Here is an 11373-nt window from a genome sequence, read left to right on the forward strand (position 1 = left end):
TCAGCCAGTGCGCCACCGAACTGCATGGTTCCATGGACGACCTGACGCTGAACATCAACCAACAGGGCGCGGTAATCGAACAGGCCGGCAGCTCGGTCAAGCAGATGGTCAAGCAGGCTGACGAGGTGGTCGGCAGCGCGCGGGAGCTGGCGCAGTCCAGTCAGCGCATTCAATCTGTGGTGCAGACCATCCAGCAGATTGCCGGGCAAACCAATCTGCTGGCACTCAATGCTGCAATCGAAGCCGCGCGCGCCGGCGAAATGGGCCGGGGTTTTGCGGTGGTCGCCGACGAGGTGCGCAAACTGGCGGAAATCACCGGCAAGAATGCCGAGGAGATCGGCACCGATATCGACCGGCTGGCCAGCGAGATTCGCGCGGTGGCGCAACACATCGAGACGCAGTCGGCCGGTGTCGGTTCGCTGACCGGCCTGCTGAATGCACTAGAAAACTCCAGCAACCTCACCGCCGGCACATCGCGCCAGACCAAGGGCGTCGCCGACATGCTGATTGGCCTGACCGCGCGCTGAGGCGCTTCGCCGATGGCCAGGGTCTGTTGACGTTTTGTCGCGAGCCGCGTTGCTGCGTCAAATGGCGCCAGGCCGGGCGGCGTTCCGCAAGGCGCGGGACGCAGGTAATGGTTGTTCCCTTGCCAAGCCCCGCAACGCCGCATGGCGCCATTTGCCGCGCAACCCTTCGGGCCGGGCCTGTTTTTTGCGCGATGCGGCGTTATTCGTCGTTCATTTGGAACAACCAAACGTCCCTCCTCATGCCTTGCCTCGCGCAAAAACAGGCTCCGGCGCGGCCGCGAACGAAACGTCAACAGACCCTAACGCGTCAGGCGCGCGCGAACCTCAGCGTAGGGATAGGCCTCCAGCGAAGCGAAACCGGTGATTTGGCGCGCCTTGAGCTTGGTGAACACCGGCACGTTGATGCCGCAGAGAAAGCGCGTCAGGCATTCGGCGCTGGGCTCGTGGTCCTTGAGCTGCCCGTAGCGCTGGCTGAAATCGGCGCAGCGGGCATCGACATCCATCTCGCCCAGCGGCGCCAATGGCGACGGTTCCGGTAGTTGCGCAACCTGCCCGCGGCAAACCGAGCAGTGTCCGCAGCGTTGCGGCGCCAGGTCATCGCCGAAGTAAACGGCCAACCGATGGCTCAAGCACTCGTGTGATTCGAACAGCGCCAGCATGTTATCGATACGGGTGATTTCGCTTCCTTCGTGGAGCCTGAAGTAGGCATGCAACTCGGTACTCAGGGATGGGGCATCGAACGTCGGATCGAGCAGCGCATAGACGTCGGTCATCTGCTTGCTCTCCAGCTCGATCCAGCCCTTTTCCTGGAAGTACTCCAGCGCCTTGACCACCCGCCCACGGTCTGCACCGTGCTGCTGGTAGAGCGCATCGAAATCCAGCGTGCACCAGGTCCGCGCCCGTGCCGAGCTGTGCACGATGGCCTCGACGAACTGCCGCCGCTCGCCCTCGAATTTCGCCACAAAGGCTTCAGGTTCGAGCAGGTACTTGAAGCGATACTCGGCGAAATAAGCGAAACGCGGCGCGATGATGCCGCGCAGCTCCAGCTGGACCAGCAGGGTTTTCAGCGGCAACTGGCGGATGTTGCTCTGGTCCGACAGCTGGTTGAGCATCAGCTCCCACTGCCCGCCCGCGCCGGATTGCAACAGCTCGTCGAGCACGCAGCGGATGCCCTCACGCTCCGGCGTGTCGCCATAGACGAAGTTCTGCAGCACGCTGAGGCTGTCGCGATTGGCCAGCACCAGGCAGTCCGATGGCTTGCCATCGCGGCCGGCACGGCCGATTTCCTGGCTGTAGTTCTCCACCGACTTGGGCAAGTCGTAGTGCACCACGTTGCGGATATCCGCCTTGTCGATGCCCATGCCGAAGGCAATGGTGGCGACGATGCAATTCAGCTCGCCAGCCATGAAGCGCCGCTGGATCGACTCGCGTGCCTCGTGCGCCATACCGGCGTGATAGGCGCTGGCCGGAAAGCCTCGTTGCGCCAGATGCTCGGCGACCTGCTCCGCGGTCTTCTGCTGGGTGACGTAGACGATGGTCGGCTGCCCAGCCTTGTCCTTTAGCCATTCCACTAGCCGGCGCTGCTTGTTGAAGCCGCTGACCGGTTCGACCAGCAGATTGAGATTGGGCCGGTAAAAACCGGTCGTCACCACGTCGTCCGCGGCAATCGAGAATTTGGCCTGCATGTCGGCGATCACCGGCGGCGTCGCCGTCGCGGTCAGCAGCAGCACCTGGGGAATATTGAACTGGCGCTGATAGTCGGGAAGCTTGAGGTAATCCGGACGGAAGTTGTGCCCCCACTCGGAAATGCAATGCGCCTCATCGACGACCAGCAACGAGATCGGCACCTGGCTGATGAAGTTACGGAAACGCTCGTTCTTCAGCCGCTCCACCGAAATCATCAGGATCTTCAGTTCACCGGACTTGGCGCGGGCCATGGTTTCGCTGGCCTGCTCGCGGCTCTGCGCCGAATCGATGCTGGCTGCCGCGATACCGTGCCGATGCAAGAACGCCAGTTGGTCCTGCATCAACGCCAGTAGCGGCGAGACGACCAAGGTGAGACGAGGCAATAGCAGCGCCGGCAGCTGATAGCACAAGGACTTGCCCGACCCGGTGGGAAAGATGGCGGCCGCTGAGCGCCCGGCCACCACGGCGCGAATGGCCTGATCCTGGCCGGGACGAAAGTCGTCGTAGCCGAATGTCTGTTTAAGCGTCTGTTCGATCATGCTGAGTCACTCCTTTGACTGGAGGCCGGAGGGTAGCAAAAGGAGGGAGACGGTACTGCAAAGCGGCGGGAGGGTAACGGTCAGCCGTCTGGAAAGCGCATCGAGCCGGCCCTACGAGGCGGGCAGAACAGACAACAAGCGAAACGGCCAGGTTTTTCGGTCAATCGCCTGGATTGGAATCGGCAATTATCGTTAGCAAGCTAGCAAATTTACGATAGCCGGGCTCCTGAAGAACAAGCATAAGCGCCGCCGGATCAGGTGATCCCGCCCCGCGAACAGGAACGGACCTACGAACCAGATACAGGATCTCCTGCCATGCGCGTTACCCTTGCTACTGCTGCCCTACTCCTCGCGGCCGCCTCGCTTGCCCATGCCAACAGCGGCGAACCCGAACCTTACACCTACGGCACCCGACTCGATATTGCCTCGGTGCTGTCCATCAAGATCGAGCCGACACCCTATTGCGAGGTGACAGATGCCGTCATGACCTATCGGGATTCTGCCGGACAAGTCCGTAGGCTCGCCTACCGAACGCCTGCCGACAGCTGCAAGAACCAGAACTGACCAGCTACAGTTCTGAACTGGCAGACGCCGATCCGCCTTCAGGCCCATCGGCGCGCTTCGCAACCGGCGCAAGCTGATCCGAGACGATCAGAAACGATCGCGGATAACCACCTCTTCAAGCGGCAGTTTGCCAATACGTGGCTTAGGATCGGCAGCCCGCTTGCCCACCGCGACCATCATCGCGATCACATGGTTGTCCGGCAGGTTGATCAGCTTAGCCACGGCGTCGAAGTCGAAGCCATCCATCGGGCAGGAATCCAGGCCCTTTCCACGTGCAGCAAGCATCAGCGTTTGGGCCATCAGGCCGCAGCTGCGCATGGCTTCGTCACGCTGTACTTGGGGCTTGTCACGGTAGTAGTTGTCGATGGCGCCTGCCATGTAGTCCTGCACTTCGGCCGGAGCACCGTCCCAGACGCGGCGGACGTTCTTTTCCCAGCTATCGACCTGAGCGCAGACCACCACCAGCATCGAGGCATCGGTCATCTGCGCCTGGTTCCAGCCCACCTCGCGAATCTGCGCGCGCAGTTGCGGATCACTCACCTCAACGAAGCGCACGTGCTGCAGGTTGAAGGCGGACGGGGCTAGGAGTGCCAGTTGCAGCAGCTCGTCCTTTTCTTCACGGCTGAGCTCAAAGCTGGCGTCATAGGCCTTGACGGCGCGGCGGGTCTGGATGGCTTCTTCGATCTGCATGATGTGGCTCCAATCGGGTTTAAACGTGGCCGTAATGCTATGCGCCAACATCCATCGAATCCATCCATGTTGGTTGATGGAAGTTATCAACCGAACCGATGAAGGGTTCGGGTAATGCCTCGCGGTTAGGGACCGCCGCGTTCGCAACCAACGCGCCAAGGGCGACTGACGCCCATCGGCCATACCGAACTGGCAGAAAGATGTCCACCAAAAAGCCGCCCGAAGGCGGCTTTTTCCATGGCTTGTCGCTACAGCTTAGAGCTGCGGGCCAGCGGCCTTGATGGCATCGGAGACGTCGAACTTCTTGAAGTTCTCGACGAACTTGTTCGCCAGCTCCTTCGCGGCCTCGTCGTAGGCGTTGGCGTCGGACCAGGTGTTGCGTGGGTTAAGCAGCTGGGTGTCGACACCGGCGACGGCCTTCGGCACGTCGAGGTTGATGATCGGCAGATGCTCGGTTTCGGCACCAACCAACGCACCGCTCTGGATCGCAGCGATTACGGCACGAGTGGTTGGAATGTTGAAACGCTTGCCGACGCCGTAGCCACCACCGGTCCAGCCAGTGTTGACCAGATAGACCTTGGAGCCGAACGCCTGGATGCGCTTGATCAGCAGCTCGGCATACACGCCGGCCGGACGCGGGAAGAACGGCGCGCCGAAGCAGGTGGAGAAGGTCGACTTGATGCCGCTGCCCGAACCCATTTCGGTGGAACCCACCAGCGCGGTGTAGCCGGACAGGAAGTGGTAAGCCGCCTGCTCTTCATTGAGGATCGACACCGGAGGCAGAACACCGGTCAGGTCGCAGGTCAGGAAGATCACCGCGTTCGGCTCGCCGCCAAGGTTCTTGTCGGAACGCTTCTCGACGTATTCCAGCGGGTAGGCTGCGCGGCTGTTCTGGGTCAGGCTGTCGTTGGTGTAGTCAGCGGCGCGCTCGTCGTTCAGCACGACGTTTTCCAGCACGGTGCCGAACTGGATGGCTTTCCAGATGACCGGCTCGTTCTTCTCGGAGAGGTCGATGCACTTGGCGTAGCAGCCACCTTCGATGTTGAACACCACACCGGTGCCCCAGCCGTGCTCGTCATCGCCGATCAGGTAGCGCGACTCATCTGCCGAGAGGGTGGTCTTGCCGGTGCCGGACAAACCGAAGAACAAGGTGACGTCACCGTTTTCGCCAATGTTGGCGGCGCAGTGCATCGGCAAAACGTCAGCTTCGGGCAGCAGGTAGTTCTGCACCGAGAACATGGCCTTCTTCATTTCACCGGCGTAGCGCATGCCAGCGATCAGGACCTTCTTCTGGGCGAAGTTGATGATCACGCAACCGTCGGAGTTGGTCCCATCACGCTCGGGGGAGCATTCGAAGTTGGCGACGTTGAGGACCTGCCACTCATCCTTGCCGGCCGGGTTGTACTGCTCGGGATTGATGAAGAGCTGGCGACCGAAAAGATTCTGCCACGCGGTTGCAGTGGCCATCTTGACCGGCAGGTAGTGACCTTCGGAAGAGCCTACATGGACGTGGGAAACGAAATGATCCTGAGCCTTGTTGAAGGCTTCGACGCGGTCCCACAGGGCGTCGAACTTTTCGGCGGGGAACGGACGGTTAATCGGCCCCCAAGCGATGGAGCCCTGGGTGCTGGGCTCTTCCACAATAAAGCGATCAGCTGGCGATCGACCGGTCCGGTGGCCGGTTTTCACGACGAGCGCGCCATTGGCGGCCAATTCACCTTCACCGCGCTTAATGGCTTGTTCAACCAGTTGAGCGGTGCTGATATCGATGTACACGGCGTTAGTGGCTTGCGTCATGAGTTTCCCGTCGGCCTTGGGCCGATTCCTCCATGCTGTTGTAGCCCACGGTACAGTGGACTACACCGAAAAAAAGTGCGCGCGATTATGACAGAAATGACGCTGCGCTGGGTATGAGGGCGTGATGGCGAAAAGGTTCCTACGCCCGGAAAGCCTTTAATGCCGCGTGCCGGATGGACCTTCCGTTCCCGCACCGGCAAAAAGCTGGGCGATATCGGCCGCGTCGAACCGGTAGCTATGATTGCAGAACTGGCAATCGATGGTGATGGACCCGCCCTGCTCCGTCAGCAACAGCTCGGCGTCGTGATGGCCGAGACTGATGACTGCATTGGCCGAGCGTTCACGCGAGCAGCTGCAGCGGAACACGATCGGCCGCGGGTCGAACAGCCGAACCCGCTCTTCATGATAAAGACGATGCAGGATGGTCTGGGTATCGAGCCCCAGCAACTCTTCAGTCGACAGGGTATCGGCCAGGGTGCGCAGGTGCTGCCAGCTGGCTTCGCGCTCTTCGCCGTCACGGATGCGATCAGCTGGCAGCTGCTGCAACAACATCCCGCAAGCACGGCGGCCATCAGCGGCTAGCCAGAAGCGCGTCGGCAGTTGCTCGGAGGAGGCGAAATAGTTCGACAGGCTGTCCGCCAAGGTCACGCCGTCCAGCGCAACAATGCCCTGATAACGCTGCCCGTTGGCCGGGTCGATGGTCATCGCCATAACGCCATCGGGCATCAGTTCCGACAGGGTCGCGCCGGGGGTCAGCAGCGCCTCGTCATAGCGAGCAATGCCGCGCACCTCTCGATCGCTGGAGCACTCGACCATCAACAACGGCACCGCACCGGACGAGCGTGCCTGCAACACCATCAACCCATCGAATTTCAGCGTGCCGACCAACAGCGCCGCCGCCGCGAGCAGTTCGCCGAGCAACTGCGCAACCTGTTCAGGATACGCATGCTTCGCCAGGACCTCCGCATAGCTGCGCTCGAGCCCGACCCATTCGCCGCGTACGTCGGTGTCATCGAAAAGAAAGCGTTGGGTGTAATCGGAATCGAGCATGGGCATGACCAGAGCAGGTGGGCGTTCGGGGCCGTCATAAATGGCGGGACGTGGCACGTCTCGGCGATGGTGCGGCACCTAGAAGAAGGGACCGCATTCTAGGTCGAAAGTGGCGACCATCCAACCAGCGGCACTCAACCCGCGTCCGAATGAAACCGCTGCAACGCGCGACGCTGTTTTTTGCTTGGCTTGCCATCGGTTTCCACCCCTAGGCTGCCGGCCTTGCGCATGGCCGCAGCGTTCTCCCGGCGAACCAGGCTTTCGGCGGTCTCCTCATACAGTAGCTGAGCCTCCGGTGCGCCCTTGCGCACGGCCGACAACGCCCTGATCACCACGGTGCGCTCATCATAGCCGGCCCGAATCACCAGCTCCTCGCCGAGTTTAGGTTCCTTGCTCGGCTTGCAACGCTCGCCCTTGCAGTGCACCTTGCCGCCTTCGATGGCCGCTTTGGCCAAGGCGCGCGTCTTGAAGAAACGCGCCGCCCACAGCCATTTGTCCAGACGGACTTTGCCGTCGTCTTTCTCACTCATCGTTCAACTCTGCCTAGCGTCTCGTTGTCATAGGTTGGAACAGGGAGATGCGGTTGTCATGCAGCCTGTCTAGAATGCGCGGAAATTTACCGGATACGCTTTTGAACAGTCCCGACCTCCAAACAATCATCGGTTTGCGCGAATGGATCGCCTTGCCTGAGCTCGGTGTGGTCGGCCTGCGCGCGAAGATCGATACCGGCGCTAGCACCTCTGCCTTACATGCGACCGACATCAGCGAATTCAAGCGCAATGGCGAACGCTGGGTCCGTTTTACGGCGCACCTGGGGACGCTGGTGCAGAGTCGCCACCGCTGCGAAGCGCCGCTGGTGGCGCGCAAGATCATCAAAAGCTCCAACGGACACGTACAGACCCGCTACGTGGTGCGTACGCTATTGGCGCTGGGCGACCACCTGTGGCCCGTCGAATTCACCCTTACCTGTCGCAAGACCATGCGCTATCGCTTACTGCTGGGGTCAAAAGCCCTGATGGACGGCAAATGGCTGGTCGACCCTGCCCGCACCTACGTGCAGGAAAAACCCCAGACTCTCACTCTTTCCGGTGCCCCATGAAAATCGCCGTGCTGTCGCGCAACCCACGCCTGTATTCGACCCGCCGTCTGGTTGAGGCCGGCCAGCAACGTGGCCATGAGGTGGTCGTCATCGACACCCTGCGCGCGTACATGAACATCGCCAGCCACAAACCACAGATTCATTATCGCGGCCGCCCACTGGAAGGCTTCGATGCGGTGATCCCGCGGATCGGCGCCTCGGTTACCTTTTATGGCTGCGCAGTGCTGCGCCAGTTCGAAATGCAGGGCGTGTTTCCGCTGAATGAATCGGTAGCCATTGCCCGCTCGAGGGACAAGCTGCGCTCGCTGCAGTTGCTGTCGCGCCGTGGCATCGGCCTGCCGGTAACCGGCTTTGCCCACTCGCCAGACGATATTGCCGACCTTATCCAGATGGTCAACGGCGCGCCGCTGGTGATCAAGGTGCTCGAAGGCACCCAGGGTATCGGCGTGGTCATGTGCGAAACCGCCACCGCCGCCGAGTCGGTGATCGAGGCCTTCATGGGCCTCAAGCAGGACATCATGGTGCAGGAATACATCAAGGAAGCCGGCGGCGCGGACATTCGCTGCTTCGTGGTTGGTGACAAGGTCATCGCCGCCATGAAGCGTCAGGCCAAGCCTGGCGAGTTCCGCTCCAATCTGCACCGCGGCGGCACCGCCAGCCTGATCAAGATCACCCCGGAAGAGCGGATGACCGCGATTCGCGCGGCGAAGGTCATGGGCCTGAGCGTCGCGGGCGTCGATATCCTGCGCTCCAACCATGGTCCGCTGGTGATGGAGGTGAACTCCTCCCCAGGCCTCGCCGGCATCGAGGAAACTACTGGCAAGGACGTCGCGGGGCTGATCATCCAGTACCTGGAAAAGAACGCCGGCCCGCATCTGACGAGGACGAAGGGAAAGGGCTAAGCGAACGCTGGAAACCGGGAATCGCAGCTTCCACGGATTCCGTAATCGAGAGCCCTATGCGGCCAGCAAGAACCGGCTCGACAGTAGGGAACCGAAGCCTACGGTCAGCCTACTGCTTCACCGCATCCCTCGGCAGCAACAACCCCAACGGCAGGCTCACCCGCGCCTCGAGCCCGCCGCCTTCGCGGTTGCGTAACTCGATCACACCACCATGTTGCGATGCGATCCGCTTGACGATCGCCAGCCCCAGCCCGGCGCCCTGCCCGCCACGTGCCTTGTCGCCGCGGATGAACGGATTGAATATTTCGCCGAGCTCCCGGGGATCGATGCCCGTGCCCCGGTCAAGCACGCTGAGGACGACATAGGGTGCATTGCTGTCGCCCGAAACATGGGCGGCCACTTCGACACCATGGCCGCCATAACGCAGCGCATTTTCAATCAGATTCACCAGCAGTCGTTTGATCGAAACTCGTCGTAACGCCAATTGCGGCATCGGCTCGACACAGAGGCGAACGGTTTCTCCGTACTGGTTGTAGGGCGCCACGACTTCACGTACCAGCTCGCCCAAGTCGACGCTTTCCACCGGCTCGTCGCTGCCATCGCGAACGAAGGCGAGGAACTGATCGAGGATCGCGTTCATGTCCTCGATATCGCGAACCATGTCCTCGGTCAGCTCCGCGTCGCTGGACATCAGTTCGAGGGACAGCCGCAAGCGCGTCAGCGGCGTGCGCAAGTCGTGCGATACGCCAGCGAGCATCAGCTCCCGCTCGCGGCCAGCCTGCTCGACGTCCTCTGCCATCTGGTTGAACGCGCGATAAACCTCGGTCATCTCGCTCGGCGTGTCGCTGATGGGCAACCGCACGCTACGCCCCTTGCCGATCTGCCGGGCCGCATAGACCAAGCGTTTGAGCGGCAAGTTGAGCTGGCTGACAAAGATCCACGCGGCGGCCGTGGACAGCAGCCCAATACCGAGAAACCAGCCCAGCACGCTCCAGATCCGCTGACCGCGCAACGGGTATGCGTACAACGGCACCCGCAACCAGTCCGGCCCTAGGCTAGGCGCGCGGACCCAGATGGCTGTGTCAGGCTGAATACGCACCCGCACATCGGTTTCGACACCGAGTTCGGCCTGCATCTGCCGCTGGAAGATTTCCGTGTAAGGCCAGTGATATTCACTGGGCGGCACATCGTCCATCGTAACCCGCTGCAAGCCGGCCGCCTCTGCGATGCGTTCGCGGTTTTCCTCGTCAGCTGCCCAGTAGGCACGCAAGGTTAGCGCCGCACCATGGCTGTACTGACGATCGACCATGACGTCCTCGTTCATCATCAGGTACACGAGCATCAATACCTTGGAGAACAGGACCACGATCAGCACCATCCACAGGGTGCGAGCGAAGAAGCTTTGCGGGAACCAGAGCGGGGTTTTCATAAACAAGCCGATTTTGACCGCGGGAGGCTGAACCAAGAGGCCAGCGATGTGGGATTTCACAGTGAAGACTGGGTCGTAAGCTGCTCCGCTTTAGCCAACCGAGTCGAACAAGGGTGGTGGGCTAAAGCCCACCCTACGAGGCTGATGGCTCACTTCGTGATCCGTAAGCCATCCAATGATGCAGCCTGAGAAAAGCACTGCATCCCAATTTGGCTCAGCGCCGCGAGCAGCAGGCGGCTGCTATTTGTTGCCATCAGGCACGAACACATAGCCGACGCCCCAGACGGTCTGGATATAACGCGGCTTGGATGGGTCCGGCTCGATCAGCCGGCGCAGGCGGGAAATCTGCACATCGATGGAACGTTCGAGCGCATCCCACTCGCGACCGCGGGCCAGGTTCATCAGCTTGTCTCGGGTTAGCGGCTCGCGAGCGTGCTGTACCAGCGCCTTGAGCACGGCGAATTCACCGGTGGTGAGCATATGCACCTGATCGCCCTTCTTCAGCTCACGGGTGCCGAGGAACAGCTCGTAATCACCGAAGGTCACCGTTTCATCTTCGCTGCCCGGCGCACCTGGCACCTGCGGTGCCTGGCGGCGGAGCACCGCGCGGATCCGCGCCAACAGCTCACGGGGATTGAACGGCTTGGCCAGATAATCGTCCGCGCCCTGCTCCAACCCCTGAATGCGACTGGCCTCGTCACCCTTGGCCGTCAGCATGATGATCGGGATCTGGTTGCCACCGGTACGCAGCCGGTTACAGGCCGACAGGCCGTCCTCGCCCGGCATCATCAGGTCCAGCACTACGAGATGAAACAGCTCGCGGCTGAGCAGACGGTCCATCTGCTCGGCACTTTCCACCGTCCGGACTCGGTAACCCTGCTCATCGAGAAAGCGCTCGAGCAAGCGCCGCAGACGGGCGTCATCGTCAACAATCAGGATCTTTTCGCCTTCGTTGGCAGGTGCGGTGCTGCTCATGAGAACTCCCGGAATGATCGACGGCGCATTATGCGCGCAGTGAAGTAAACGCAACTGACAGCCATTGTTAGCAGATTTTGCGGTGCCTGGCCGAGGGCCGAAAGAATGAGTCGGT

General features: G+C 61.3%; 11 protein-coding genes. 4 read left to right on the top strand and 7 right to left on the bottom strand.

What is annotated here, in order from left to right; translation table 11 throughout:
- Window positions 1-32: 32 nt before the first annotated feature.
- Window positions 33-527 carry a methyl-accepting chemotaxis protein gene (locus tag ACIGHL_RS18025; protein WP_499176451.1) on the top strand — a complete coding sequence of 165 codons (495 nt, stop codon included), beginning with the start codon at window positions 33-35 and terminating at the stop codon, window positions 525-527.
- Between the two features lie 299 nt (window positions 528-826).
- On the opposite strand, the gene ACIGHL_RS18030 is transcribed toward ACIGHL_RS18025, so the two are convergent.
- Entirely contained in the window at window positions 827-2752 is a 1926-nt protein-coding gene (locus ACIGHL_RS18030; protein WP_128119845.1) for a RecQ family ATP-dependent DNA helicase, read from the bottom strand.
- A gap of 315 nt (window positions 2753-3067) precedes the next feature.
- Here ACIGHL_RS18030 and ACIGHL_RS18035 point away from each other — a divergent pair, with 315 nt between their 5' ends.
- Window positions 3068-3316, top strand: a complete 249-nt coding sequence (locus tag ACIGHL_RS18035) for a DUF2790 domain-containing protein (protein ID WP_128119846.1) — start codon at window positions 3068-3070, stop codon at window positions 3314-3316.
- A gap of 87 nt (window positions 3317-3403) precedes the next feature.
- Here ACIGHL_RS18035 and ACIGHL_RS18040 read toward each other — a convergent pair whose 3' ends face one another.
- The 4 genes from ACIGHL_RS18040 to ACIGHL_RS18055 form a co-directional block, all read right to left on the bottom strand.
- The gene (locus ACIGHL_RS18040; protein ID WP_128119847.1) at window positions 3404-4006 is read right to left on the bottom strand and encodes a nitroreductase family protein; all 603 of its coding nucleotides are present in this window, start codon (window positions 4004-4006) and stop codon (window positions 3404-3406) included.
- A gap of 255 nt (window positions 4007-4261) precedes the next feature.
- A complete protein-coding gene (locus ACIGHL_RS18045) occupies window positions 4262-5803 on the bottom strand; it encodes a phosphoenolpyruvate carboxykinase (protein WP_128119848.1) in 1542 nt (513 codons plus the stop codon).
- A gap of 156 nt (window positions 5804-5959) precedes the next feature.
- Complete coding sequence (gene hslO, locus ACIGHL_RS18050; RefSeq protein ID WP_413818144.1) at window positions 5960-6853, bottom strand: Hsp33 family molecular chaperone HslO; 894 nt, start codon at window positions 6851-6853, stop codon at window positions 5960-5962.
- Between the two features lie 134 nt (window positions 6854-6987).
- Entirely contained in the window at window positions 6988-7383 is a 396-nt protein-coding gene (locus tag ACIGHL_RS18055; protein WP_046161468.1) for an RNA-binding S4 domain-containing protein, read from the bottom strand.
- 101 nt (window positions 7384-7484) lie between these two features.
- On the opposite strand from ACIGHL_RS18055, the gene rimB reads away from it, so the two are divergent.
- Both rimB and rimK read left to right on the top strand, forming a co-directional pair.
- Entirely contained in the window at window positions 7485-7952 is a 468-nt protein-coding gene (gene rimB, locus ACIGHL_RS18060) for a retropepsin-like aspartic endopeptidase RimB (RefSeq protein ID WP_045423343.1), read from the top strand.
- Window positions 7949-8854, top strand: a complete 906-nt coding sequence (gene rimK / locus ACIGHL_RS18065; RefSeq protein WP_019340871.1) for a 30S ribosomal protein S6--L-glutamate ligase — start codon at window positions 7949-7951, stop codon at window positions 8852-8854. Before rimB ends, rimK begins: the two co-directional genes overlap by 4 nt.
- A 109-nt stretch (window positions 8855-8963) precedes the next feature.
- On the opposite strand, the gene ACIGHL_RS18070 is transcribed toward rimK, so the two are convergent.
- Entirely contained in the window at window positions 8964-10283 is a 1320-nt protein-coding gene (locus tag ACIGHL_RS18070) for an ATP-binding protein (RefSeq protein ID WP_045431486.1), read from the bottom strand.
- A 240-nt stretch (window positions 10284-10523) separates the two neighbouring features.
- Entirely contained in the window at window positions 10524-11258 is a 735-nt protein-coding gene (ompR, locus tag ACIGHL_RS18075) for an osmolarity response regulator transcription factor OmpR (protein WP_064480944.1), read from the bottom strand.
- Between the last annotated feature and the right edge of the window lie 115 nt (window positions 11259-11373).

The organism is Pseudomonas sp. NPDC077451 (genome assembly GCF_044543345.1).
Lineage (GTDB): Bacteria > Pseudomonadota > Gammaproteobacteria > Pseudomonadales > Pseudomonadaceae > Stutzerimonas.